Source organism: Streptomyces sp. NPDC110618 (assembly GCF_055657065.1).
The window spans coordinates 239,545-264,391 of sequence record NZ_JBVKBN010000003.1 but is presented as its reverse complement, the minus strand read 5'-3'; the positions used below and the strand labels follow the sequence as shown (position 1 = coordinate 264,391).

24 protein-coding genes and 2 pseudogenes are annotated in these 24,847 nt (G+C 73.1%); 12 read left to right on the top strand and 14 right to left on the bottom strand.

Annotation, left to right across the window (positions count from 1 at the left end):
* The first annotated feature begins 83 nt into the window (after positions 1–83).
* Both ACZ7L7_RS07730 and ACZ7L7_RS07725 read left to right on the top strand, forming a co-directional pair.
* Entirely contained in the window at positions 84–965 is an 882-nt protein-coding gene (locus tag ACZ7L7_RS07730) for an SIS domain-containing protein (RefSeq protein ID WP_472075257.1), read from the top strand.
* Positions 966–1,017: 52 nt separating this feature from the next.
* Positions 1,018–1,875, top strand: a complete 858-nt coding sequence (locus ACZ7L7_RS07725) for a class II fructose-bisphosphate aldolase (protein ID WP_472075255.1) — start codon at positions 1,018–1,020, stop codon at positions 1,873–1,875.
* Here ACZ7L7_RS07725 and ACZ7L7_RS07720 read toward each other — a convergent pair.
* Positions 1,859–3,007, bottom strand: a complete 1,149-nt coding sequence (locus ACZ7L7_RS07720) for a methyltransferase (protein ID WP_453599341.1) — start codon at positions 3,005–3,007, stop codon at positions 1,859–1,861. The genes ACZ7L7_RS07725 and ACZ7L7_RS07720 overlap by 17 nt on opposite strands.
* Before the next feature lie 45 nt (positions 3,008–3,052).
* Between ACZ7L7_RS07720 and ACZ7L7_RS07715 the strand changes: the two genes are divergently transcribed.
* Together ACZ7L7_RS07715 and ACZ7L7_RS07710 are read left to right on the top strand one after the other, a co-directional pair.
* Positions 3,053–3,736: an alpha-ketoglutarate-dependent dioxygenase AlkB family protein gene (locus ACZ7L7_RS07715; protein WP_453599339.1), complete on the top strand. Its 684-nt coding sequence runs from the start codon at positions 3,053–3,055 to the stop codon at positions 3,734–3,736.
* A 36-nt stretch (positions 3,737–3,772) separates the two neighbouring features.
* Positions 3,773–5,017 carry an ROK family protein gene (locus ACZ7L7_RS07710; protein ID WP_285512245.1) on the top strand — a complete coding sequence of 415 codons (1,245 nt, stop codon included), beginning with the start codon at positions 3,773–3,775 and terminating at the stop codon, positions 5,015–5,017.
* Here ACZ7L7_RS07710 and ACZ7L7_RS07705 read toward each other — a convergent pair.
* A complete protein-coding gene (locus ACZ7L7_RS07705) occupies positions 5,003–5,842 on the bottom strand; it encodes a helix-turn-helix transcriptional regulator (RefSeq protein ID WP_285512244.1) in 840 nt (279 codons plus the stop codon). The genes ACZ7L7_RS07710 and ACZ7L7_RS07705 overlap by 15 nt on opposite strands.
* A 103-nt stretch (positions 5,843–5,945) precedes the next feature.
* Here ACZ7L7_RS07705 and ACZ7L7_RS07700 point away from each other — a divergent pair, with 103 nt between their 5' ends.
* The gene (locus ACZ7L7_RS07700) at positions 5,946–6,653 is read left to right on the top strand and encodes an SDR family oxidoreductase (RefSeq protein ID WP_285512243.1); all 708 of its coding nucleotides are present in this window, start codon (positions 5,946–5,948) and stop codon (positions 6,651–6,653) included.
* On the opposite strand, the pseudogene ACZ7L7_RS07695 reads toward ACZ7L7_RS07700, so the two are convergent.
* A pseudogene (locus ACZ7L7_RS07695) lies at positions 6,620–7,244 on the bottom strand (LysR substrate-binding domain-containing protein); the annotation flags it as partial. The gene ACZ7L7_RS07700 and the pseudogene ACZ7L7_RS07695 sit on opposite strands and share 34 nt — an antisense overlap.
* On the opposite strand from ACZ7L7_RS07695, the pseudogene ACZ7L7_RS07690 reads away from it, so the two are divergent.
* Positions 7,239–7,862: pseudogene (locus tag ACZ7L7_RS07690) on the top strand (ketol-acid reductoisomerase); the annotation flags it as partial. The pseudogenes ACZ7L7_RS07695 and ACZ7L7_RS07690 sit on opposite strands and share 6 nt — an antisense overlap.
* Here ACZ7L7_RS07690 and ACZ7L7_RS07685 read toward each other — a convergent pair.
* Positions 7,834–8,244, bottom strand: a complete 411-nt coding sequence (locus tag ACZ7L7_RS07685) for a VOC family protein (RefSeq protein ID WP_472075252.1) — start codon at positions 8,242–8,244, stop codon at positions 7,834–7,836. The pseudogene ACZ7L7_RS07690 and the gene ACZ7L7_RS07685 sit on opposite strands and share 29 nt — an antisense overlap.
* A gap of 61 nt (positions 8,245–8,305) precedes the next feature.
* The gene (locus ACZ7L7_RS07680) at positions 8,306–8,497 is read right to left on the bottom strand and encodes a DUF1272 domain-containing protein (protein WP_285512240.1); all 192 of its coding nucleotides are present in this window, start codon (positions 8,495–8,497) and stop codon (positions 8,306–8,308) included.
* A 243-nt stretch (positions 8,498–8,740) separates the two neighbouring features.
* On the opposite strand from ACZ7L7_RS07680, the gene ACZ7L7_RS07675 reads away from it, so the two are divergent.
* Positions 8,741–9,022: an SHOCT domain-containing protein gene (locus ACZ7L7_RS07675; protein ID WP_453599330.1), complete on the top strand. Its 282-nt coding sequence runs from the start codon at positions 8,741–8,743 to the stop codon at positions 9,020–9,022.
* Positions 9,023–9,210: 188 nt separating this feature from the next.
* On the opposite strand, the gene ACZ7L7_RS07670 is transcribed toward ACZ7L7_RS07675, so the two are convergent.
* Both ACZ7L7_RS07670 and ACZ7L7_RS07665 read right to left on the bottom strand, forming a co-directional pair.
* Positions 9,211–9,750, bottom strand: coding sequence for an ATP-binding protein (locus ACZ7L7_RS07670; protein WP_285512238.1), 540 nt, complete (start codon positions 9,748–9,750; stop codon positions 9,211–9,213).
* Positions 9,751–9,936: 186 nt separating this feature from the next.
* Positions 9,937–10,260, bottom strand: coding sequence for a hypothetical protein (locus tag ACZ7L7_RS07665; RefSeq protein ID WP_093719490.1), 324 nt, complete (start codon positions 10,258–10,260; stop codon positions 9,937–9,939).
* A gap of 326 nt (positions 10,261–10,586) precedes the next feature.
* Between ACZ7L7_RS07665 and cds1 the strand changes: the two genes are divergently transcribed.
* Entirely contained in the window at positions 10,587–11,711 is a 1,125-nt protein-coding gene (gene cds1 / locus ACZ7L7_RS07660) for an L-cysteine desulfhydrase Cds1 (protein WP_472075249.1), read from the top strand.
* Between the two features lies 1 nt (position 11,712).
* Here cds1 and ACZ7L7_RS07655 read toward each other — a convergent pair whose 3' ends face one another.
* Both ACZ7L7_RS07655 and ACZ7L7_RS07650 read right to left on the bottom strand, forming a co-directional pair.
* Complete coding sequence (locus ACZ7L7_RS07655) at positions 11,713–12,189, bottom strand: SRPBCC family protein (protein ID WP_472075247.1); 477 nt, start codon at positions 12,187–12,189, stop codon at positions 11,713–11,715.
* A gap of 53 nt (positions 12,190–12,242) precedes the next feature.
* Positions 12,243–13,070: a DeoR/GlpR family DNA-binding transcription regulator gene (locus ACZ7L7_RS07650; RefSeq protein WP_261717588.1), complete on the bottom strand. Its 828-nt coding sequence runs from the start codon at positions 13,068–13,070 to the stop codon at positions 12,243–12,245.
* 290 nt (positions 13,071–13,360) lie between these two features.
* On the opposite strand from ACZ7L7_RS07650, the gene ACZ7L7_RS07645 reads away from it, so the two are divergent.
* The gene (locus ACZ7L7_RS07645) at positions 13,361–15,694 is read left to right on the top strand and encodes a hypothetical protein (RefSeq protein ID WP_472075245.1); all 2,334 of its coding nucleotides are present in this window, start codon (positions 13,361–13,363) and stop codon (positions 15,692–15,694) included.
* On the opposite strand, the gene ACZ7L7_RS07640 is transcribed toward ACZ7L7_RS07645, so the two are convergent.
* The 4 genes from ACZ7L7_RS07640 to ACZ7L7_RS07625 all read right to left on the bottom strand — a co-directional run bounded on the left by ACZ7L7_RS07640 (position 15,664) and on the right by ACZ7L7_RS07625 (position 20,372).
* The gene (locus tag ACZ7L7_RS07640; RefSeq protein WP_472075243.1) at positions 15,664–18,114 is read right to left on the bottom strand and encodes a right-handed parallel beta-helix repeat-containing protein; all 2,451 of its coding nucleotides are present in this window, start codon (positions 18,112–18,114) and stop codon (positions 15,664–15,666) included. The genes ACZ7L7_RS07645 and ACZ7L7_RS07640 overlap by 31 nt on opposite strands.
* Before the next feature lie 159 nt (positions 18,115–18,273).
* The gene (locus ACZ7L7_RS07635) at positions 18,274–18,882 is read right to left on the bottom strand and encodes an Rv1733c family protein (RefSeq protein ID WP_453599317.1); all 609 of its coding nucleotides are present in this window, start codon (positions 18,880–18,882) and stop codon (positions 18,274–18,276) included.
* A 181-nt stretch (positions 18,883–19,063) separates the two neighbouring features.
* A complete protein-coding gene (locus ACZ7L7_RS07630; protein WP_285512447.1) occupies positions 19,064–19,891 on the bottom strand; it encodes an MOSC domain-containing protein in 828 nt (275 codons plus the stop codon).
* Between the two features lie 52 nt (positions 19,892–19,943).
* The gene (locus ACZ7L7_RS07625) at positions 19,944–20,372 is read right to left on the bottom strand and encodes a DUF6643 family protein (protein ID WP_093719483.1); all 429 of its coding nucleotides are present in this window, start codon (positions 20,370–20,372) and stop codon (positions 19,944–19,946) included.
* A 326-nt stretch (positions 20,373–20,698) separates the two neighbouring features.
* Between ACZ7L7_RS07625 and ACZ7L7_RS07620 the strand changes: the two genes are divergently transcribed.
* Entirely contained in the window at positions 20,699–21,991 is a 1,293-nt protein-coding gene (locus ACZ7L7_RS07620) for a TerD family protein (RefSeq protein WP_472075241.1), read from the top strand.
* Between the two features lies 1 nt (position 21,992).
* Here ACZ7L7_RS07620 and ACZ7L7_RS07615 read toward each other — a convergent pair whose 3' ends face one another.
* Entirely contained in the window at positions 21,993–23,186 is a 1,194-nt protein-coding gene (locus tag ACZ7L7_RS07615; protein ID WP_471591893.1) for a glycosyltransferase, read from the bottom strand.
* A gap of 39 nt (positions 23,187–23,225) precedes the next feature.
* Here ACZ7L7_RS07615 and ACZ7L7_RS07610 point away from each other — a divergent pair, with 39 nt between their 5' ends.
* Positions 23,226–24,011: a glutamate racemase gene (locus ACZ7L7_RS07610; RefSeq protein WP_285512230.1), complete on the top strand. Its 786-nt coding sequence runs from the start codon at positions 23,226–23,228 to the stop codon at positions 24,009–24,011.
* Positions 24,012–24,084: 73 nt separating this feature from the next.
* Complete coding sequence (locus ACZ7L7_RS07605; protein ID WP_285512229.1) at positions 24,085–24,627, top strand: hypothetical protein; 543 nt, start codon at positions 24,085–24,087, stop codon at positions 24,625–24,627.
* The last annotated feature ends 220 nt before the right edge of the window (positions 24,628–24,847 follow it).

Here is a 24,847-nt window from a genome sequence, read left to right as displayed (position 1 = left end):
CACCCGTTCTCCGTTCGGATGCTTGATCCTGTTCGAAACTGCGCTATATCTTGCAAGAAGAATCAAGTGAGGGAGGGTGGGGCATGACCCACGTGGAGGGGGAGCTGGCGAGCCAGCCCGAGTGCTGGACCCGAGCCGCGCTCCAGGCCCCGGAGCACGGCGCGGCGCTGCCCGCACCGGGGGAGCGGGTCGCGATCGTCGGCTGCGGCACCTCGTACTTCATGGCGCAGTCCGCCGCGGCGCTCCGTGAGGGAGTGGGCCCGGGCGAGACGGACGCCTTCGCCGCCTCGGAGTTCCCGCGCGGACGCCGCTACGACCGGGTGGTCGCCCTGACCCGCTCCGGCACCACGACCGAAGTGCTGCAACTCCTCCGGGAGTTGAAGGGCACTACCCGCACGACCGCGCTCACCGCCGACCGGGACACGCCCGTCATGGAGGCGGCGGACGACGTTATCGTCCTCGACTACGCCGACGAACGCTCCGTCGTGCAGACCCGGTTCGCGACCACCGCGCTCACCCTGCTGAGGGCACACCTGGGCCTGCACACCGACGCCGTCGTCACCGACGCCCGTGCCGCGCTCGACGCCCCGCTACCCCAAGAGCTCGTCGACAGCGCCCAGTTCACCTTCCTGGGTCGCGGCTGGACCGTCGGGCTCGCCCACGAGGCAGCCCTGAAGATGCGCGAGGCCGCGCAGGCGTGGACCGAGTCCTACCCGGCGATGGAGTACCGGCACGGCCCCATCAGCATCACCACCACGGGCACCGCCACCTGGATGCTGGGCGAGCCGCCGGAGGGCCTTGCCGACCAGGTCCGCGCCACGGGCGGCACCTGGATCGCGGACGCCCTCGACCCGCTGGCCGACCTGGTCCGCGCCCAGCGTCTGGCGGTGGCTGTGGCGCAGGCCCGCGGCCTCGACCCCGACCTGCCGCGGCACCTGACCCGCTCGGTGATCCTCACGCCCTGACCGCCCTCGAACACATCCGGCTGACCGCCCTCGAACACAGGAAGGCCCGCCCATGCCCCTGGTCACCACCGGCGAACTGGTCACCGCCGCCGCGGCACGGCGCTCCGCCGTGGCCGCCTTCAACATCATCACCCTCGAACACATCGAGGCCGTCATCGCGGGCGCCGAGTCGGCGGAGACGCCCGTGGTGCTCCAAGTCAGCGAGAACGCCGTCAAGTTCCGCTACGGCCGCCTCCTGCCGCTCGCCCGCGCCGCCGTCACCGCCGCCGAACGCGCCGCCGTCCCCGTCGCGCTGCACCTCGACCACGTCCAGAGCGACGACCTGCTGCGCCAGGCGCCCGGCGCCGGATTCAGCTCCGTCATGTACGACGCGGCCCGGCTGCCCTACGCCGACAACCTCGCCGCTACCCGCGCCGCCGCCGACTGGGCGCACGCCCAGGGGCTCTGGATCGAGGCGGAGTTGGGCCAGATCGGCGGCAAGGCCGGACAACCGGCCCTGGACGCCCACGCCCCCGGCGCCCGCACCGACCCCGCCGAGGCGCGTGCCTTCGTCGCCGAGTCCGGGGTCGACGCCCTGGCCGTCGCCATCGGCAGCAGCCACGCCATGACCACCCGCACCGCCGCCCTCGACCACGACCGCCTCAAGCAGCTCGCCGCCACGCTGGACGTGCCGCTCGTCCTGCACGGCTCCTCGGGCGTCCCCGACCCCGAACTGACCGCCGCCGTCACCGGAGGCATCGCCAAGGTCAACATCGGCACCGCCCTCAACATCGCCATGACCGGCGCCATCCGCACCTATCTCGCGGAGCACCCGGAAGCGGTGGACTCGCGCCGCTACCTGAGCGTCGGGAGGGAGGCGATGGTGCGTGCGGTGGAGTCGCTGATGCGGGTGATCAGCCCGCCCGCCTGACCGCCTTCAGGATCACGAACTTGCGGTCACCGGCCACCAGTTGGCAGTTGCCGAACAGGCGGCGCAGTTTGACGTGGTAGCCGAGATGGCGGTTGCCGACGACCCACAGCTCGCCGCCCGGCCGGAGCGCGCGCCGCGCCCCGGTGAACATCCGCCACGCGGTGGCGTCGGTCGTGGCCTGGTGGGAGTGGAACGGCGGGTTGTTCAGCACCAGATCGACACTCCCGGCCGGCACCCCGGCCAGCCCGTCGCCCACCCGGAACTCCGCGTGCCCCGGCACCCCGTTCGCCTTGAAGGTGGCCTCGGCCGACGCCACCGCCGGGAAGGACTCGTCGACGAACAGCACCTCGGCCGTGGGATCGGCGAGCGCCACCGCCGTACCGAGAACACCGTTCCCGCAACCGAGGTCCACCACGCGCCCGCCCCGGGCGTCCGGCAGATGCCCGAGGAAGAAGCGGGTGCCGATGTCGAGCCGGTCGGCGCAGAACACGCCCGCGTGATTGACGACCGTGCGACCGGAGACGAGGCCGACGTCGCCGGGCAGGGCGTAGCTGTACGGCCACGGGTTCTCCGGGCGCTCCAGGCCGGGGTCGGGGGTGCAGAAGATCAGCCGGGCCTTCTGCTCGGCCAGCGAGGTCCGGGTCGGGCCGATGATCCGCTCGAACAGGTTCAGCGTCGAGGTGTGGATCTCCTTCACCATGCCGGTGCCGACCACCACCGTGTCCGCGTGCACGGCGGGCGCCAGCCGGTGCAGCTGGTCCTCCAGCAGCGCCAGGCTCTTCGGCACCCGCACGAGCAGTACGTCGATCCGCTCCGGCGGTGGGTCCTGCGTGGTCAGCAGGCGTACGGTGCCGGGCTCGACACCGGCCCGCGCCAGGTTCGCCCGGGTCGCCTCCTGGGCGAGATGGGAGTCGGTGATCTGCGTCGGCCGGTGCTCCGCGAGCGCCGTGACCAGCGCGCCCCAGCGGTCACCGACCACCACGACCGTGCCGGACAGCGGGGCCTCCCGCTGCGCCAGATGCCTCAGCAGATAGGCGTCGGAGGCGTCCCAGGCCCGCAGCCGGTCGCGCGGGTCCTCGGGGTAGCGGGTGAGGGCGAGCTCGCCCCACGGCGTCGTCAAAGGGTCGTTCATCGTCCGTCAAGGCTAGCCGAGCCGCAGCTCAGGCAGGATGGAGCCATGGACGCCGAGCTGTTCCCCAGGCCCCGTACGACGATCGCGCCCGGCGCGGCGCACCTACCGGACTGGCTGGACGCCCAGGCCCAGCGCGAGCTGCTGGCGGCCTGCCGGGAGTGGGCCAGACCCCCCGCCGGACTGCGCACGGTACGCACCCCCGGCGGCGGCACGATGACCGCCCGACAGGTCTGCCTCGGCTGGCACTGGTACCCGTACGGCTACGCCCGCACCGTCGTCGACGGCGACGGCGCCCCCGTCAAGCCGTTCCCGGACTGGCTGGGCGAGCTGGGACGGCGCGCGGTCCGCGACGCGCTGGGGGAGGGGGCGCCGGGGACTCTGCCGTACGACGACCCACTGGCGACCGGGAAACCGCCCTACGACATCGCGCTGATCAACTTCTACGACGGCGACGCCCGCATGGGCATGCATCGCGACAGCGACGAGGAGTCGGACGCGCCCGTGGTGTCGCTGAGCCTCGGCGACACCTGTGTCTTCCGGTTCGGCAACACCGAGACCCGGACCCGGCCCTGGACGGACGTGGAGCTGCGCAGCGGCGACCTGTTCGTGTTCGGCGGGCCCTCCCGGCTCGCCCATCACGGGGTGCCCAAGGTGCACCCGGGCACGGCACCCCCCGAGTTGGGGCTGGCCGGGCGGCTGAACGTCACGCTCCGAGTCAGTGGCCGGTAGGTGGTCACCACATCGGATCATGGGAGACTCCCCCTCATGAGCGGCAAGGCGGACCCCCGGCCGACGGGGGAAGGGACCACCTCAAGGACGCGGTTGGACCGGGGACGCGGTGCGCTCGGGCCCGCGCTGGAGCTCGTGCACACCGGGCGGGCCCCGACCCGTGCCGTGCTCACCGCGGAGCTGGGCGTGACCCGTGCCACGGCGGGCGCGGTCGCCGCCGAACTGGAGGCGCTGGGGCTGATCCGGGTCGACGCCCGGCCCGCCGCGGCGGCCGGCTCGCAGGGCCGCCCCTCGCACCGGCTCGAAGTCGCCGAGGACGGGCCCGTCGTACTCGCCGCGCAGGTGCACGCCGACGGCTTCCGGGCGGCGCTGGTGGGGCTCGGCGGGCGGATCGTCGCCACCGCGCCGGGCAGCGAGACCATCGACGCCGACCCGGCCAAAGTCCTCGGCTCGGTCGTGGAGGCGGGCGCCGAACTGCTGCGCACGACCGGCCGGCGCTGTGTGGGCGCCGGGCTCGCGGTGCCCTCCGCGGTCGCCGAACCCGACGGTCTCGCACTCAACCCCCTGCACCTGGCGTGGCCGGTGGGCGCCCCGGTGCGCCGTATCTTTGCCGAGTGCGTACGGGACGCCGGGATCACCGGCCCCGCGTTCGCCGCCAACGACGTCAACCTCGCCGCGCTCGCCGAGCACCGGCACGGCGCGGGCCGCGGCGCCCGGGACCTGCTGTGCGTGGCCACCGGGCACCGGGGCGTGGGCGGCGCGCTGGTGCTGGACGGGCGGCTGCACACCGGGAGTTCGGGGCTCGCCCTGGAGGTCGGCCACCTCACCGTCAACCCCGAGGGCCGCCCCTGCCACTGCGGCGGGCGCGGCTGCCTGGACGTCGAGGCCGACCCGCTGGCCCTGCTCACCGCGGCGGGCCGCGAGCCGGGCCCGGAGGTGTCCCTGCTCCAGCAGGCCAACGAACTCATCCGGCACCACTACGACGCCCCCGGCGTCCGCGACGCCGTCGAGGCGCTCATCGACCGGCTCGGCCTCGGCCTGGCAGGTCTGGTGAACATCCTCAACCCGGACCGGATCATCCTCGGCGGACTGCACCGCACCCTCCTGGACGCCGACCCGGAGCGGCTGCGCGCGGTGGTCGCCGACCGCAGCCTGTGGGGGCAGAGCGGGGGCGTGCCGATCCTGGCCTGCACCCTGGACCACAACAGCCTGGTGGGGGCCGCCGAACTGGCCTGGCAGCCCGTGCTGGACGATCCGCTGGGAGCGCTAACCCACCAGTGACTGCGTGCCGAGGACGCCGAGCAGCGCGAGCCGTTCGGCGTCCTCGGTGCCCGGCTCGGCCGTGTAGACCATGATCCGCAGATCGCTTCCGGCGACGGAGAGAATGTCGCAGTCCAGGGTCAGCGGGCCCACCCGCGGATGGTCGACGGTCTTGCGGCCGCCCGGCTGCGTGCCCACCGCGCCCGAGTCCCACAGCTCCGCGAACCGCTCGCTCTTCGCCCGCAACTCCTCGACGAGAAGCCGAAGTTGACGGTCCTTCGGATAGCGGGCCGCCGTCGTGCGCAGATCGGCGACCAGCGCGGCCCGGAACTCCCGCCGCTCCTCCGGCGTCTGTCGCACCCGGCTGCCCGGACCGAGGAAGTTGCGCCACACGCCGTTGCGTTCAAAACCCCGCCGTCCCGACGGATCACCCATCAGTGCCGCGTACAGCGGATTGGCCAGCAGCAGCGTCCACATCGCGTCGTAGACCCCGACCGGAACGCCCACCAGCCGGTCCAGCAGCCGCTGCACACTGGGCGTGAGATACCCCGGCACGGTCTCCGGCCCCGGCGGCACCAGACCGGCCAGCCTAAACAGATACGCCCGCTCCTCGGCGTTCAGCCGCAGCGCACGCGCGAGCGCCTCCACGACCTGCGCCGACGGGTTGGCCGCCCGGCCCTGCTCCAGCCGGGTCACATAGTCCGCGGAGATCCCCGCGAGCAGCGCCAGCTCCTCCCGGCGCAGCCCGGCGGCCCGCCGCTGCCCACCGGACGGCAGCCCGGCCGCACCGGGCGGGACCCGGTCCCGCCACCGGCGCAGCGCCTGCCCGAACTCGGTAGCCGTCATGCTCCCCAGTGAACACCGTCCGCGGCCCGCCTTCCTGGTACCGGCAGTCCCAGGAAGCGGGGACTTCTGGCAGTCCGGGCCGCCGCGCCGGAGCCTGGAGCGCATGACCACCACACTCATCACCGGAGCCAACAAGGGCCTGGGATTCGAAACCGCCCGCCGCCTCCTCGAAGCGGGCCACACCGTCTACGTCGGCAGCCGGGACGAGGAGCGGGGCCGCCGCGCCGCCGAGCGCCTGGGCGCACGCTTCGTCCTCCTCGACGTCACCGACGACGTGTCCGTCACGGCGGCGGCGCGCACCATCGAGGCCGACGGCGGCCTCGACGTCCTGATCAACAACGCGGGCATCGAGGCGCGGGACGCCGAGAACCGCGTGCCGGTCCCCGCGGACACCACGGCCGACGCGGTGCGGACGGTGTTCGAGACGAACGTCTTCGGCGTCGTCCGCGTCACCCACGCCTTCCTGCCGCTGCTCCAGAAGTCCGCGGCACCCGTGATCGTCAACGTCAGCAGCGGCCTGGCCTCCCTGACCGCCCTGTCCGACCCGGCCTCCCCGGCGCACTTCTACGCGGGCCTGGCGTACCCGGCTTCCAAGAGCGCGGTCAACATGCTCACCGTGCAGTACGCGAAGGCGTTCCCGCAGATACGGGTCAACGCCGTGGAACCGGGCTTCACCGCGACCGACCTCAACGGCCGCACCGGCACCCAGACCGTCGAGGAGGGCGCCGAGATCATCGTCCGGATGGCCCTGGCGGGGGAGGACGGTTCGACGGGGGGCTACTTCTCGGCCGAGGGGCCGCTGCCCTGGTAGCCCGCCGCTGAATCGGTGAGGCTCCACAGCGCCGCCACCAGCGGCCGCCGCAGATCCGCCCGCCGGACGCACAGTCCGATCGGGAAGTCCTCCGGCGCCGGATCGGCGGGGAGCACCGCCAGCCGGTCGCGCACCGCGCTGTGTCCAGGACCAGGCGGGGAACCACGCCGGTGCCGCAGCCCAGCGCGACCAGCGTCAGCAGGCTCTCGTGGCCGTCCGGCTCGCAGGCCACCTCGGGCACCGTGCCACGGGCCCGGAACCAGCACCGGCGGCCTCCCGGACCAAGCCCCGGTGGGGGAGGACGAAGGGGCCGTCGAGCCCCGGATCCGGCCGGTCCCTCGCGGTGACGAGGACCAGCCCGGTCACCGCGACCGTGCGGCTCATCAGGGCCTCCGGCAACCGCGCCGGGACCCCCGCGACGGCCACGTCGACCTCCCCCTCGTCCAGCCGGGCCAGCGCCGCCGCCGCGTCCCCGGTGCGCAGGTCCAGCCGTACCGGGGGGTGGGCCGCACGGAACGGCGCCAACAGGTCGGGCAGCAGCGCCTGGCAGGCCGTCACGGTGGCGAACAGCGCCAGACGGCCGGTGACCCGGCCGGGCGGGACGTCTTCGACCGCGCGTACCCGGCGGCCTACGGGCCCGCCCGCGAGATCGTCGCCGAGATCTACGACGAGGTCGCCTACGGAACCGAGCTGCGCAGCGTCGTGCTCGCCGAACGACGGCTCGGCGCCCGGCCGATGAGCGAGATCGGCGGGGCGCCGATGTGGTCCGCCGGCGACGAGGTGCGCGCCCGGCGTGCCGAACGCGCCCTGTCCGTCGAGCCGTTCACCGCCGGGGTGTTCGTCGCCACCATGACGGCCCGGATCGACGAGTTCGCCGAACGCGGGCACCCCTGGTCGGAGATCGTCAACGAGTCGGTGATCGAAGCCGTCGACTCGCTGCTTCCCTACATGCACGCGCGCGACGTCGCCCATATGGTCGACAGCTGCTCCCGTACGGCACGCCTGGGTGCCCGCCGCTGGGGGCCGCGCTTCCAGGCCGCGTACGAGCAGATCGCCTACCCGGCGGCCCGAACTCCCGCCGACACCGCGCTGTTGGCCGCCTTCGGCACGCATCCCGTGCACGCGGCCCTGGCCGCGGCGGCGAAGCTCGGGCCCGCCGTCGACATCGCCGTGGAGCCCGTTACGGCCGTGCGTACGGCCGCGTCATGATCTCCATGTTGTGGCCGTCCGGGTCGTCGAAGTAGGCGCCCCGGCCGCCGAAGAGCCGGTTGATCCGCCCGGGCTCGGTGTGGCTCGGGTCGGCGTAGTAGGTCACCCCGAGCGCCTCCAGCCGGGCGATCATGGCGTCGAACCCGTCGTCGGGCACGAGGAAGGCGTAGTGCTGCGACTGGATCGGCTCGTCCCGCATCTCGTAGAAGTCGAGCGTGACCCCGTTGCCGAGGTCGACCGGCAGGAACGGCCCGAACGGCGCGCCGACCTCAAGCCCGAGGACCGTCGCGAGGAACTCGGCGGACAGGCCGCGGTCGGAGGCGAGGACGGCGGTGTGGTTGAACTGGACAGTGGTGGTCGAGGATGGGTGGTCGGAAGACATGGATCACCACCCTACGGGGACGGGCGCCCAGGGGTTCATCGATTGACGAGCGCCCCGGAGATCACCGACGTACGGCCGCCACCCGCCTCGGCCTCGCGACCAGCTCCCCACCGCAGTTGGGGCACACCGCGTCCATCGCCTCGGCGCACGGCACGCAGAAGGTGCACTCGTAGGAGCAGATCCGCGCGGGTCCGTCGGCGGGGAGGGCGGTCGTCTCGCACCGCTCGCAGCGGTCCCGCATCTCCAGTGCCATCGTCGCGCCTTTCGTCGGGCCGGGCTCCCATCCTCCCCACCTTGACCGTCACCGAAAGGGCCCGGCGGGCCGGACATCGACAGGATCGGGCCGGCCGCCTCGGGAGCAGGCGCGCCCACCGCGCCTACTTCCCAGGAGGTACAGGCACTGCCGCTGCCCGTACGACGACCCGGGCACCCTCCAGGAGGGACCGTCGAGGCAGCACCGGAAATCCCGGTGAACCGACTCGGGAGATGACTCACGATGCTGACCCTGGCGCACTTCGCGGACGGCGGGCCCGGCCCCTGGATCCTGTTCCTGCCGCTCATCTGGGCGGCCGTGGTCATCGGCGGGATCACCCTGCTGCGGCGCACCGTCCGGCGCGGGCGCGGCGGACCGCGCGGGCCCGCCGTCGACGACCACTCACCGATCACCGTGCTCGGCCACCGCTTCGCCTCCGGCGAGATCGACGAGGACGAGTACTGGCGCCGGCTGTCCGTCCTGGACGAGCAGTTCGGCCGCACCGGCAAGGGCGGTGCGGCATGACCACCACGACCCCGACGGGGACCGCCGCCCGTCTCGTCGACGGCGGGCGGGTGTACGGCTACGGGCCCTGGGCCGGATCCCGGTGGCCTCCCGGCGGCCCGGGCGGAGCGCCCGGACGGCCTGTACGCCATCGCCACCGAGCGGGGTCCGTACGCCGGGCATGAGCCCGGCACCCCCTCACCGCCCGGTCAGCCGACAACGGCCGACCGGGCGGGAGCGCGTTCGGGCCGGCGCAGGTCGACACGCGGTCCGAGATCCGTGAAAACGTGGCCGGGCTTGTCCAGCGCCGCCCGCCGGGGCGGACGGGCCGCCGCGCGTGCCGACGCCGGGGTGGGCAGGGTGAACCACACGACCTTGCCCGACTCGCCGTCCGGCCGCACGCCCCAGCTCTCGCTGACGGCGGCGACCATCGCGAGGCCGCGACCGCAGGTGGCCAGCGGGGCGACGTCCTCGATGTCCTCCACGACCGGCAGACGCGGGTCGCGGTCGCGCACGGAGACCATGAGCCGGTCGAGCAGCAGCTCGATCTCCACGGTGCACGTCTTGTCGGGCTGGGCATGCTGGTGGACGTTGGTCAACAGCTCGGTCACACCGAGCGCCGCCCGGTCTATCAAGGGATCAAGATGCCAGTAGCGCAACTGCGCTGAAAGGATTCTGCGGACCTGGCCGATCCGCGACGGCAGGGCTTGGAGCTCCACCGTGCAGTGCCTGCTTGGGTGACTGATCACGGCTGCGACTCCCCGACTTGAGGTCCGGAAGAACACGGGATTCGGATCGATCCAGCAAGGTGCCCTCGTACAGCGGCCGCCTGCTGTCATGGCCGGCGGGCTGGTTCGCAGCGTTATCGCCGGTAAACCCTGAGTGACGTGAGACCAGCGTGACCCAGGGGCCGCGATGCCGCAACTCGCCGTACGTCAGCGGTTACGCCCCGCCGCCTTGCGCACCGCCTCGATGAACCGGCGTGCCGCGGGCGGGCCGGGCTCACCCGGAGCAGGGTCGTGGTCGCCCAGAGTCAGCAGGTATCGCTTGCCGTTGAGGTCCGCGAGAGCCTTGTCCTCCGGGGCGAACCAGGGCTTGGACGCGCGGACCGCCTGCACCGGCGCACTGTCGATCTCGGTGCCGTAGCTGGTGAGCAACTCCAGCCGCCCGCCGCTGATCCGGACCTTTCCGGCCCGGGTGAGCGAGCGCAGCCGCTTCCCGATCCGCACACCCGTGGCCGTGAACTCCGGTTCCGCCATGTCGCCCCGCCCCCTCGCGCGTGTCGGTCTGCCGGAACCCCAGGGCCTGAGCGGGCGAGGTCCGGCATGTGTCGTGATCCAGTGTGCGCCCTCGGTGCAGTCTGCCCGCACCCGGCGTCGCGCACCAGTGCGTACGCCGCGTGGGGCGCCCGGGGCAGGAGCACTCGGCCGAATGCGCCCCCTCGGCACACACCGGCCCTGTCCCCAGGGTGGTCTTTGAGGCGCTCAAAGGTGTGTTTATGCAGGTGAGAAGCGTGTGCAAGGTGTCTATGATCGGGGCGTCGGCCGCGCCGGGCACCCATGGCGCGCAACCTTAGGAGTCCGTCGTGAGCACCACCCACCAGACCCGGACCGGCGCAACCCTCGACGTCGACCACACCGATGTCTCCTATCGGAACTGGCTGAAAGAGGCGGTGCGCAAGGTCCAGGCGGACGCCAACCGCTCGGCCGACACCCACCTGCTGCGCTTCCCGCTGCCCGAGCGGTGGGGGATCGACCTGTACCTGAAGGACGAGTCGACCCACCCCACCGGAAGCCTCAAGCACCGCCTCGCCCGCTCGCTGTTCCTGTACGGACTGTGCAATGGCTGGATCCGGCCGAACCGCCCGGTCATCGAGGCGTCCAGCGGCTCGACGGCGGTGTCCGAGGCGTACTTCGCGAAGCTGATCGGCGTGCCCTTCATCGCCGTCATGCCGCGCACGACCAGTGCCGAGAAGTGCCGACTGATCGAGTTCCACGGCGGGCAGTGCCACTTCGTGGACGACCCGCGCACCATGTACGAGGAGTCCGCCCGCCTCGCGGTGGAGACCGGCGGCCACTACATGGACCAGTTCACCTACGCGGAGCGGGCCACGGACTGGCGCGGCAACAACAACATCGCCGAATCCGTCTTCCGCCAGCTGGAGTTGGAGCGCTACCCGGAACCCACCTGGATCGTCGCCACGGCCGGGACCGGCGGCACGTCGGCTACCATCGCCCGGTACGTGCACTACATGCAGTACAACACCCGCATCTGTGTGGCCGATCCGGAGAACTCCTGTTTCTTCGAGGGCTGGACCACCGGCGATCCGGACGTCACCTGTGACTGCGGCTCCCGGATCGAGGGCATCGGGCGTCCGCGCATGGAACCGAGCTTCGTGCCCGGCGCGATCGACCGCATGATGAAGGTCCCGGACGCGGCGAGCGTCGCCGCCGTGCGGGCGCTGGAGCAGGCCATCGGCCGCAAGGCGGGCGGCTCCACCGGCACCGGACTGTGGAGCGCGCTGAAGATCGTCGCCGAGATGGTGGCGCAGGGGCAGCAGGGCAGTGTGGTGACCCTGCTGTGCGACCCGGGCGACCGCTACCTGGACAAGTACTACTCCGACGCCTGGCTGGCCGAACAGGGACTGGACATCCAGCCGTACACCGAGGCCATCGCGTCCCTGCTGACCACGGGCGAGTGGCGGGACTGAGTCAGCCCTTGGCGAGCTTCCGGTCCAGCGCGGTGACCGCGTCCCGGAACGACCGGCCCAGTGCGGGCCGCGCCGCCCTGAGCAGGACCCGGAACAGTGCCGGGCCGTCCGCCGCGAACGTGCAGCGCATCCTCGTGCCCGTCCCGGCCGGGGTCAGGCGCCACTCCTCGACCAGGGCGCGCAGGCCCGGCGCGCTGGTCGCGTCGACCCGGTAGGCGTACCGCTCGGGCCGGTCCGCCGCGAGCACGCTCTCCTCGAACCGGACGCCGCCCCGCAACAGGATCCGCCGCCCCGGCGAGGCGCCCTCGACCGGCTCCGCCCGCGTCACCGCCGAGAACCAGTCCGGCCAGCCGGTGACGTCCTCGGCGAGGGCGGTGAAGACGGCGTCGGGCGGCGCGGCGATCTCACGGGTGAAGACCAGACGTATCGGAGCGCTCTCGACGAAGTCGAGTTCCTCGTGCCGCAGTCGGCGGAGCATGGAAGCGACCCCCTTCGGCGATGGCCGGAGGTGCCACCCTAGCTGACGCCACGTCAGCTGTCTGTGCCGTCCTCCGGCTCGCCCGCCACGATCAGCCGCAACTGCTCCGACACCTGTGCCCGCGCCTCGGCCGGCAGCCCGCGGTCCGTCACCAGCGTGTCCACCTGGTGCAGCTTCGCGAACGAACTCAGGCCCACCACACCCCACTTGGTGTGGTCGGCGACCACCACGACCCGGCGCGCCGACTGCACCAGACGACGGTTGGTCTCCGCCTCGGCGAGGTTCGGCGTCGACAGGCCGGCCTCCAGCGATATCCCGTGCACGCCCAGGAAGAGCACGTCGAAGTGGAGCGCCGCGATGGCCTGGTCGGCCACCGGGCCCACCAGCGAGTCGGACGGGGTGCGCACCCCGCCGGTCAGCACCACCGTGGCCGCGCCCTGACGGGGGCCCGAGGTGCGCTGCGCGACATGGAAGACATCGGCCACCCGCACCGAGTTGGTGACCACGGTCAGATCCGGCACGTCCACCAGCTGGTGCGCCAAGGCGTACGTCGTCGTACCGCCCGACAGCGCGATCGCCGCACCCGGCGCCACCAGCTGGGCCGCGGCCCGCGCGATGTCCTCCTTCGCCGTCAGCTCCAGACCCGACTTGGCCTCGAAGCCCGGCTCATGGGTGCTCGCCTCGACCACCGGGACGGCGCCGCCGTGCACCTTCTCCAGCACGCCCTGCCGGGCCAGCGCGTCGAGATCGCGGCGCACGGTCATGTCCGACACGCCGAGCTTGCGGGTGAGCTCGTTGACCCGGACCCCGCCGCGCCGCCGGACCTCGTCCAGGATCAGGGCGCGCCGCTGCTCCGCGAGGAGGTTCTGATTCTCACTCACGTACGCTCCGGTTCCTTTCCCTCGCTGCTCCGCCCGCCCCGCGCACCCGCTCCGACGAGGGGGTTTCCGCTCGGCCCGGTGCGCGGAGGTCCCATCCTCGCACGCCGTGCCACGGCACGCGCCACCGACTTCCCCGACGCGCGCATGTCACTCTCGCACCATCGGGCCCCCGCATGTCACCCGGATCGGGGAGATTCCGTGACGAGAGGTGTGAGCAGGCCGTCCAGCGGACATCCTGGAGCCCGCACGGACAGAAGCCGACGGCTCGTCACGGGGGCAGGTGCGAAACAGTGGAGCGCGCGCCAGAACGTGCCGGGGCCGCCCCGAAGCGGCCCGAGCAAGCCGACATCGCCCTGGAACTCCTGGTGCACGGAGTGGGCGGCACCACCCCCGAGGCGATGCTCGGCGATCCCCGCACCGAACGGATCACCGGCGACGACACCGCCGCCGTCTTCCGCCGCGCCGACGATGTGGACGCCGAGTCCCGCCCTGAGGACTACCGCGACCGCCCGGTCCCGGAGGCGTACGTCTGGTGCAACCTCACCTCCGGCAACGGCGCCCGCGCCCTGTGGCTGCTGCTGTTGCCGTTCATGGTGGTCAACCTCGCCCACTGGATGCGCCCCAGCGCCCGCGGCCGCACCCGCGTGGTGCGCTGCTACGGCCTGCTGGTCCGCCTCGCCGGACTCACCCTGACCGTGCTGCTGGTCGCCGCCGTCTGCGAGGTGGCCCTCGACCTCACCGCCTGGCAGTGCGCGGGCACCGAAGCCTGCGCCCGGCGCCACTCCTGGCTGGGCTTCCTCTCGCCCGACGTGTCGCACCACGGCTGGTGGAGCCCGCCCGGCCGCCGCCTCGCCCTCGCCGCCCTCGTCCCGGCCGCCCTCACCGGCCTGCTCTGGTACCTCTCCCACCGCACCTGGAGCGCCTACGAGTCCCAGGAGCCCCGCACCCACGTCCGGGAACCCGAGGAGACCACCGACCGCACCGCACTCGGCCGCCCCGGCTTCTGGTACGGCCGACGCCTGGTCGCCCGCCTGCGCGCCGCGCACACCGCCGCGGGCCTGCTCACGGTCGCCGCCGCGGTGGGCCTGCCCGCGGCCCGCTTCGACCACCGCCTCGGCGGCCCCGCCGCCCTCGACCTCCTCGGCCGCCTCCTGGAGGGCCTGCTGCTCGCCGCCGCGGCCGTCGTGGTGTGGGTGGTCTGCCGCCGGGGCCGCAGCGAGAACCGCCTCGACCAGCACCTCGACGACTCCCTCGTACGGTGGCTCCCGCTCGGCGCCCTCGTCCTGCTGACCCTCACCCTGGTGTACGCCGCCTGGGAGCGCCCGAAGTGGGCCTCCAGCGGCCGCCTGCCCGGCGACGAGACCTTCGGCGCCATCGCCTTCGTCCAAGGGCTGCTGGTGATCGCCCTCGCCGTGCTCGCCCACGTCCTGCACCGCACCCACCCCGACCCGCGCGCGGCGATGCGGGGCCTGGGCGGACCCGCCGTCGCCCTGCTGGCCTGCGCGCTCGGCGGGGTGATGTCCGGCGGCGTCGCCCAGCGCGTCGCCGACTGGCTCGACGGCACCCGTACCGCGATGCCCGGACCGCCGGTCCTGCTCACCTGGCAGGCCTCCGTGATCCCGCCCCTGCTGGTGCTGGTCCTGCTGCTGTGCGCGGGGCTCGGCCTGCGCACCTGGCGCCGGGCCCGTGACGAACGGGGCGCCGTGGAGCGCGACTACCCCGGCGAGCCCCTGGACAGCACGCGCAGCCGCCGCATCGCCCGCACCCGTGCCCTGGCCGCCCTCACCGACCGGGGCCCGCTCCTCGTCGCCGTCGTCTCCACCTCGACCCTGCTCCTCGGCGCCGGAGCACTGGTGGGCGCGCTCACCACCGACAAGACCCCCGCCGACGCCGGTGACCGGGCGCCCGCCTTCGTGCAGGGCGCCGCCGAGACCGCCCAGGCCCTCGGCTCCTGGCTGATCGGCCTCGGCTTCATACTGTTCGTCACCTGGGGCAGACGCGCCTACAAGGACGCCTCAGCCCGCCGCACCATCGGCATCCTCTGGGACGTCGGCACCTTCTGGCCGCGCGCCGCCCACCCCTTCGCGCCACCCTGCTACGCCGAGCGCGCCGTGCCCGACCTGACCTGGCGGATGGCCACCTGGACCGAGGCCACCGGCGGGCGGCTGGTGCTCTCCGGCCACTCCCAGGGCAGCGTCCTCGCCGCGGCCGCCGCCTGGCAACTGGAGCCGGCCGTCCGCAAACGCGTCGCCCTGCTCACCTACGGCTCACCCCTGGAGCGCCTCTACGGCCGCTGGTTCCCCGCCCACTTCGGCCCGGCCGCGCTCAGCGCCCTCCACCACGACGTGCACTGCTGGCGCAATCTGCACCGGCCCACCGACCCCATCGGCGGACCCGTGCGCCTCACCGGCGCCTGCGGCCCCGAAGTGGACCGCCCCGCCCTCAAGGACCCCCTCGCCTACGGCCGCACCGAGCGGCACCCGCTGCCCGCGCCGATCCTCGGCCACTCCGACTACCAGGCCGACCCGGCCTTCGCCGAGGAACGCGAACACCTGCTGGCCCGGCTGCGGCCCGCACTGCCCGCCCCGCGGGCTCAGGACGATTCCGGCAGATCCTCCGCGTAGAGCAGCGTCAGATCGTCGGTGGTCGGCTCCTCCACCTGCGCGACCCGGCTCGCGTGCCGCTCCACCATCGCCTCGAACGTCTGCCGCGCCGTACGGCCGTTGCCGAACGCGGGCCCCTTCGGCAGCTCCGTGAAGTACTTCAGCAGCGCCTCGGCGGCGCCCGGCGCCAGCCGGTACTCGTGCTCCTCGGCCTGCTGCTCCACGATCCGCAGCAGTTCCTCCGGGTTGTAGTCGCAGAAGGTGATGGTCCGCGAGAAACGTGAGGCCACACCGGGGTTGACAGACAGGAAGCGCTCCATCTCCGCCGTGTAGCCCGCGACGATCACCACCACCGCGTCCCGGTGGTCCTCCATCAGCTTCACCAGGGTGTCGATGGCCTCCTTGCCGAAGTCCCGGCCGGAGTCCTCCGGTGAGAGCGCGTACGCCTCGTCGATGAACAGCACCCCGCCGCGCGCCCGGTCGAAGGCCTCCTGGGTGCGGATCGCGGTGGAGCCGATGTGCTCGCCCACCAGGTCGACCCGGGACACCTCCACCAGGTGCCCCTTCTCCAGCACCCCGAGCGAGGCCAGGATCTCGCCGTAGAGGCGGGCGACCGTCGTCTTGCCGGTGCCGGGGGAGCCGGTGAACACCAGATGCCGCTTGACGGAGGCGGCCTTGAGACCCGCCTGCTGGCGGCGGCGCCCCACCTCGATCATGTCGGTGAGCGCGCGCACCTCCCGCTTGACGCTCTCCAGGCCCACCAGCGCGTCCAGTTCGCCGAGGACGGCCTTGGAGGTGCGCACCGGCCGCTCCGGCTGCTCGGGTTGCTCCGAGGCGATCAGCGGCTCCTGCTCGGTGCTGCGCTGGCCGGGGATCGCGCCGAGCAGGCCCGGCGACTGGCTCGCCGTCTGCACCGCCGTCTCGCGCGGGGCGGCGGGGGAGCGCACGCCCGCGCTCTCGTCGCTGGTGCAGTCCTCCACCACGGGCCCGGTCCCGGCGCCCGCGTCCGGGCCGCCGTCGGCGAACTCGTAACCCCCGCGCGCGCAGCGCTCCGTACGGCACTTGCGCAGCGTCGTACGGCAGCCGTCGATGACATGGAAGCCGTAGCCCAGGCTGCCGGTGACGCGGCAGCCCAGGAAGCTGCCCCGGCCGCCCGCGGACACGTAGAAGCCGGCCTCCGCGGGGGAGTCGACCGTGCACCGCTCGACGGTGGGGTCGGCGCCCTTGGTGACGATGACGCCGGTCTGCACGCCGTCCAGCGTGCAGTTGGCGAGCGTGCCGCCGCTGCCGTGGTCGCGGAACCAGGCGCCGGTCGCCGCGTCCCGGATCCGGCAGTCGTCCAACTGGGCGGTGGCGCCGTCGCTGACGGAGACGGCGGTGTTGCGCACCTGCGTCAGATCGCTGTCGACGACATCCGCGCGGGAGCCCCGGTCGAGCACGAACAGGGCGTCCGGCACGTCGTGCACCCGGCAGGAGTCCAGTACGGCGGTGGCGCCGTCACTGACCCAGACGGCCGGGTAGTCGCCGGTGCTGTCGAAGAGTTCGCACTGGTTGGCATCGACCCGGGTGCCCGGGTCCCACACCGACAGGCCGTTGCGCCCGAACTGACGCACGGTCGTGCGGGTCAGCGTCAGCACCGAACGGGAGCGTAGGTCGACCGCGTTCTCCGGGATGTCGTGGATACGGCAGTCGGCGAGGGTGAGCACCGCGTCCGTGTCGAGCGTGACGCCGTCGGCGGTGGTGCGGTGCACATCGCAGTCGGTGAGGTGGCCGGTGGCCCGGCCGGTGATCTGCACCCCGCTGCCCCGGACCTCGTAGACCTCGCAACCGACCGCCTCCAGCGCGGAGTTCTCGCCCGTCGCGGTCAGTCCCGAGCCCGAGGCGTGGTGCACCCGGCAGCGCTCCAGGCGGGGGTGGGCGCCGCCGCGGACCGCGACCCCGGACTGCCCGGCCGAGACGACCTCGCAGTCCTCGAACACCCCACCGCCGCCGTCCACCACGGCGATACCGATGCCCGCCGGGTTGTCGACGGTGCAGCGCCGCACGGTCGGGCGGGCGCCGCCGCGCACCTCGATCCCGGCCGCGGAGCGGGTGACGACCCGGATGTCCACCAGTTCCGGCGTGCCCTCCTCGACGAGCACAGCGGGCGCCGCCGCGTCCTGGCCCTCCACGTGCAGGTCCTGGATCACCGCCGAGGCCCGCACGGTCAGCGGGACCCCGTCCGGCGGGGCGATCCGCACCGAGCCGGGGGCGCCCTCGGGACCGCGCAGGGTCACCGGCCGCTGCACGACGAGGTTCTCCCGGTACGTACCGGGCGCGACGGTGAGGACGTCACCGTCCGCCGCGGCCTGAAGCGCTGCGGCGAGCGACGCGTACTCACCCGTGCGGCGCCGCCACCGCGATGTGCCGGTGTGCGTCACCTGGACCGTGCCCTGTGCCATGGCGTTGCTGTGCCCCCACCTCGGTCGTACTGATGGCTCGTCGCCTCCAAGGCGCTCCGGTCACCCCCGGAAGGCCTGTGCGCTCGGGTTTCGCCGAAGAGCCGGCCGGTCCACCGTAGCGTGCGTGCGCCTCGCCGGTTGACCAGAGGCGCAAGGCGGTCAGCTGCCGGTCTCGGTCCGGCCCCAGTCCGGTCCGGCCCGGTCCCATGCCTGGTCCCAACGGGCGTACCGGCGGCGGACCATGTGCCAGACGATCAGCCGTCTGGCCGATTCGATCAGACCGGCCGTCAGCAGGGCGGCGCCCACACCGGCCAGCACGGCATGGGTGGTGGCTGTCGTGGAGTCCAGCGGGCGGGCCACTATGCGGCCCTGACGGTCCGTCCAGAGCGTGAAGCGCTCGCCGGGCTGCGGGTTCTCGATCCGCGCGGTGACCTTGCCGTGGCGCGGGGTTCCGTCCGGGGCGGTCCAGTCGGCGAGCACGCGGGAGCGCACCTCGCGTCCGGTGGCGGCGGCCTCCGGGTCGCTGCTGAACGGGGAGTCCTCCAGCGCGGCGGTGACCGTCGCGGTCACCGGGTGGCGGGCGGCGCGCTGTTCGCGTACGGACTCCTGCAGGGCTGCCTCGGCGGCGGTGCCGGTCAGGGTTCCGCAGACGGGGACGAGGACGAGGGCGAGCAGCAGTGCGGAGAACGCCAGCCATGCCTCGGCCAGATCGGTCGGTCGGCACAGCGGGTTGTGCCGCCAGCGCCAGAGCCCGCTGATCGCTCGCATCGTCCCGCACCCCCTTCCCGCTCCGTGGTAACTCCCTGTGGAGTCGCGCACGCGCGATCCCGGTCGAAGAGAGAGCGACATTACCCGCGCCGAGCCTCTCATGAATCGCTCGCGAAACGGTCAACGCACAGGCGGGTGGGAGCGGTTCCCGGCCTTGGGGTCCGTCGTCAAACCCTAGGGATCACGCCAGGATCCGGACCGGATCGCCGACCCGCACCGTGCCTCCGGTGAGCGGCACCAGGTTCTGGCCGAAGACGAGCTTGCCGTCGATGCGCCGGTGCCGGGCGAGGGAGTGCAGCGGCTCCTTGCCGCGCGCCGCGGTGCCCTGGTCGGTGGTGGTGACCACGCACCGTCCGGACTTCTTGGCGACCCGGAAGGTGACCTCGCCGATGGCCAGGCGCGACCAGTGGTCCTCGGCCCAGGCCTCGGTGCCGCCGACGACGACGTTCGGCCGGAAGCGGTTCATCGGAAGCGGGCCCTCCTGCGCGTGACGGCCCTCGGCTATCAGCGAGTTGAGGGCGGTGAGGGAGGCGGTGGTGGTGAGCAGCAGCGGGTAGCCGTCGGCGAAGCTCACGGTCTCACCGGGCAGCGCGTACTGGGAGTCCACGGGCCGGCGGGTGGCCGGGTCGTCGAGGTGCATCAGGGCGGCGGGGGCGCCGAGGTAGTCGCTGCACCAGGCGTGCACTGCGGTGTCCTGCGCGGGCACGGCCTCGACCTTGTCGCCGAAGACGTCGATGGTCGTCGTCACACCGGGCTTCGGCACCGGCACCGTCAGGTCCGGCATCCCGGGCGCGGACAGCCGAAGGCCGCCGCCGGGCAGGTGCTCGGCGGCGGCCAGGGCGAGACGTGGCTGCTGGCGTTGGGTGACGACCTTTCCCCCGTCGTCGATCAGCGTCCAGCGACGATCACCGGTCAGCCCCCAGGGCTCCACGACGGCCTCCCGGGGCGCGAAGCCCCGGAACGCCTTGACCGGATGAACGTGAATGGACAGCAGTTCGGCGTTCCCCAAGTTCCCCATACGGACATCGTGCCAGGTGGTACTCGCCCGACGGGAAGGGAAATCAGTAACCGCGGTACTGCTGGTTGTTGTACGGATCCTGGTACGAGGGGGCGGCGGGGCGGGGCGCGGCGGGGCGCATCGCCTCGTAGCCCATGGGCGACGCGGGGCGCGGCGGCTGGGGCTGCGGGCCGGGATAGCCGCGGGGCGCGGCGGCCTGCTGCGGGATGTACGCGGCGGGGGCCTGTTGCAGCGGTGCGGGCTGCGGCGCCTGCGGATAGCCGTAGGAGGGCTGGGAGGGGGCGGCCGGCAGGGCCGGCAGCGCCGAGGGCAGCGCGGGCAGATGGCTGCTCGGGCTGTCGTAGGCCGCGGGGACCCGGATCGGGGCGATCTGCGGGGTGCCCCGCTCGGCCACGAGCGAGTCGTAGATCGGGGTGTCCGGGAAGGAGGCGGAGTAGTAGCCGCCACCATAAGTGGAGCGGGGGGAGGTCATGGCACATAAGTTAAGCCCACGATGTGCTGGTTGGGGAGACCGATAAGAGGGTTGTTTTCCGTGTCCGCGGTGACGTGGGATCGCCAATGCGAGCGAACTTGGCAAAAAAGGGCATCAAGAAGCGCGTAGATCCTGTAAAAGCCGAGTTCCGCGGGGGTTACCGGCGGTTGACGGGCGATCTTCGCCGACGCGCTGTGCACGTACCCCGCGTGTGGGGAATAGGTTGGCCCTGTACGGGACCGCACAGGCGGGACCGAAGAACGGAACCGACGGACCGGCCGGGGCTCGACCTGGCGCGCTGACACGTGATGGGGGCGGACATGTCAATGCCGAAAGGATCGAACGTGCCGGTGCCGACCACGGCACTCCGCGTGGAGCTGGGCTGGCGCTCCGGCCCCGGGGTGCCCGACGCGGACGCCTCGGCACTGCTGCTGGTCGGCGGGAAGGTCCGCTCGGACGCGGACTTCGTCTTCTACAACCAGCCGGTGCACTCCTCGAACGCGGTCCGGCACGAGGGCAAGCAGAACACCGGCGGGCGAGTGACCGACACCCTCCTCGTCGACCTCGCGCACGTGGAGCCCGCGATCGAGACCGTCATCCTCGCGGCATCCGCCGACGGCGGCTCCTTCGGCCAGGTCCCCGATCTCGCCATCGAGGTCAAGGACGCCGCCCAGGGCACCTCGGTCGCCCGCTTCGACAGCACCGGCGCCACCGTGGAGACCGCCTTCGTGCTCGGCGAGTTCTACCGCCGCCAGGGCGCCTGGAAGTTCCGCGCCGTCGGCCAGGGCTACAGCAGCGGCCTGGAGGGACTGGCCACCGACTACGGCATCACCGTCGACGAGCCCCAGCAGCCCGCGCCCGCCGCACCGGCTCCGGCCGCGCCGACGCCCACCATGCCGCAGATGCCGGCCGCCCCCGCCACCGTGCCGCCCCCGCCCGCGATGCCCCCCACCGCCCCGCCCGCGCCCCAGGCACCCCCGGTCAGCCTCAGCAAGGTGACGCTCACCAAGGCCGCCCCGACCGTCTCCCTGACCAAGCAGGGCGGCACTTCGGGCGCCATGCGCGTGAACCTCAACTGGGAGGTGCGCAAGCAGTTCTCGGGCTGGGCCAGCAAACTGGGCCGCCCCGTCGCCATGCACAACGACCTCGACCTCGACCTGTGTGCCCTCTTCGAGCTCGTCGACGGCAGCAAGGGCGTCGTCCAGGCCCTCGGCAACGCCTTCGGCTCGCTGCACCAGCCGCCGTTCATCCTGCTCGACGGCGACGACCGCACCGGCGCCGTCGCCACCGGCGAGAACCTCACCATCAACCTCGACTACCAGCAGGCCTTCAGGCGGATCCTGGTCTTCGTCACCATCTACGAGGGCGCGCGCTCGTTCGCCGACCTGCACGCCACGGTCACCCTCACCCCGCAGTTCGGCGCCCCCATCGACTTCTCCCTCGACGAGTGCACGGTCCCCTCCACGGTGTGCGCGCTGGCCCTGATCACCAACACCGGCAACGACCTCGTCGTCCAGCGCGAGGCCCGCTACCTGGTGCCCGAGCGCGGGGTCAGCCCGCAGCGGACCGTCGACTACGCGTACGGCTGGGGCATGAACTGGACACCCGGCCGCAAGTAGCTCATCCCTCGTCGGCCACCGCGCCCGGACGGGCGTAGGTGCGGCCCTTCCAGGCCGCGCCGCGCCCCCGGTAGTGCTGCACCGCCGAGTCGACGGTCATCAGCAGATAGAGGAAGGCCGTGAACGGCAGCAGAGGAGCGAGCCACAGCGGCTGCCGGTAGTAACGGAGCATCGGCACGTACGTCCCGGCCATCACCAGCCACGCCACCCCGCCCGCGACCGCGGCCGCCCACTGCCCGGCGGCCGCGCCCGCGACCAGCGCCACGGGCGGCACCACATAGACCAGAACCAGCCCCGCGACCGTACCGATCAACAGCAGCGGGTTGTGCCGTAGCTGCGCGTACGCGCTGCGGGAGACCATCCGCCACAGGTCGTGCAGACGCGGATACGGCCGAACACTGTCCACCCGGTCGGCCAGCCCCAGCCAGATGTGCCCGCCGCCGCCCTTCACCACGCGGGCGAGCGCCACGTCGTCGATCACCGCGTGCCGGATCGCCCCGGGGATCCGCGCCCGCTCGGCCGCCTCCGTGCGCAGCAGCACACAGCCGCCCGCCGCGGCGGCCGTACGCGTCCCCTTCTTATTGATGCGGCGGAAGGGGTAGAGCTGCGCGAAGAAGTAGACGAAGGCCGGGACGACCAGCCGCTCCCACACGCTCTCCACCCGCAGCCGGGCCATCTGCGACACCGCGTCGAATCCCCCGGCGTCCGCCGCCGCGACCAGGCGGCGCAGACTGTCCGGCGCGTGCGCGATGTCGGCGTCCGTCAGCAGCAGGTACTCGGGGCCACGCGCGCGTGCCAGTCCGATGCCGTGGCGCACCGCCCACAGCTTGCCCGTCCAGCCCGCGGGCGGTTCCCCGGGCGAGTCCACGGTCAGCGGCAGCCCGCCCTGCCGCTCGGCGAGCGCGCGCGCCAGCTCGCCGGTGCCGTCCGTACTGCCGTCGTCGACGAGGAAGACCTCGGCCCGCCCCGGATAGTCCTGGGCGAGCAGCGAGGGCAGGCTGTCCGGCAGCACCGCCGCCTCGTCGCGGGCCGGGACGACCACGCAGACGTGCGGCCACGTACGCGGTTCCCGCCCGGCGGGCAGCCGTACGTCCGTGCGCCAGAAGAAGCCCTGGCAGAGCAGCAGCCACAGCCAGGCGGCGAGTGATCCGAGGGTGATCCACACGAAGGCGCTCACCCGCGCAGTCTGCCCCACGGGAGGGGCCGGTAGGGGGCCATCGTCTATCGTGGCCGGGTGAAGATCGCGCTGATGGACTCCGGAATCGGCTTGCTCGCGGCCACCGCCGCGGTACGACGGCTGCGGCCCGACGCCGATCTCGTTCTCTCCCTGGACCCGGACGGCATGCCCTGGGGTGTGCGCACGCTCGACGACCTCATCCAGCGCGCCACCCACGTCGCCGAGGCCGCCGCCGCCCATCGGCCCGACGCTCTGATCGTCGGCTGCAACACCGCGACCGTGCACGCCCTGGCCACCCTGCGCACCCGCCTGGAGCCGGGCATCCCGGTGATCGGCACCGTCCCCGCGATCAAGCCCGCCGCGGCGGGCGGCGGTCCCGTCGCCATCTGGGCCACCCCCGCCACCACCGGCAGCGCCTACCAGCGCGGGCTCATCGAGGACTTCGCGGGCGGCGTGAGCGTCGCCGAGGTGCCCTGCTACGGGCTCGCCGAGGCCGTGGAGCACGCCGACGAGGACGCCATCACCGCCGCCGTCGCGGCGGCCGCCGCCCTCACCCCCGCCGACGTGACCACCGTCGTCCTCGGCTGCACCCACTACGAACTGGTCGCCGAGCGTATCCGCGCCGCCGTCCAGCGCCCCGGCAACCCCCCGCTGGTCCTGCACGGCTCCGCCGGAGCGGTCGCCGCCCAGGCGCTGCGCCGCATCGGCGAGCAGCCCGCGCCCGAGGCGGACGCCACCGGCACCCTCACAGTGCTGCTGAGCGGACGCGAGGGCAGCCTGCCCGCACCGGCCCTCGCCTACGACGAGGGCAAGCTGCTCCGGGCGGTCACCCCCGCCTCGTGACCGGGCGTCGGCCGGAGCGGTAACGCTGTGCGACGAGGTACCCGCGCAGCGAAACATGAGTAACCTCATTGCCATGAGGGACCACCCCCACGGCGAGCCCGCCGCCCACCCCGACGTCTGGACCGGGCGGGCCACCAACCGTGTCCAGTGGCTGCTGGCCCTGGCCGGGGCCGCCTGCATGGCGCTCGGCATCGAGCTGGCCGTCGACTCCGCCTGGACCTCCGGCGTCGCACCCCTGGCGATGGCCGTCGTCGGCTGCATCGCGGCCGGCCTGCTGGTCCTGTTCGGCACCCTCGCCTTCGTGCACGTCGCGCTGAAGGTCGACACCGAGTGCCTCGAAGTGCGCTGCGGCCACATGGGTGTGCCGCGCCGCAGAATCCCGCTCTCCCATGTGGCGGGCGCCGACTTCGCCCCGTTGGTCACCCCGCGCCACTGGGGCGGCTGGGGGTACCGCTGGCGACCCGAGAAGGGCACCGCCGTGGTGGTGCGCCGGGGCGAGGGCATCGTGCTGCGCCTGTGGGACGGCCACACGTTCACCATCACCATCGACGACGCGGAGGCGGCCGTACGGGTGATCAGGGCCCGGTTGAGCCCGGGGACGCCCGGCACGGCTTGAGCTTGGTCTCTCGTCCTGGGGCGGGGCTGGGCGTTCGCGGCTCCGTGGCGGGGGTGGGTGACGGGTCGCCGGGGTCGACGTCGCGGGGATGGGCGACGGGTCGCCGGGGTCGCCGTGCGGGTGGTCGGGGTCCGGGTACGTCCGGCGCGGCTTGATCTCATGTCGTCGGCTGGGGCCGGGGCTCCGTGGCGACGGTGGGCGACCGGTCGCCGAGGCCGCT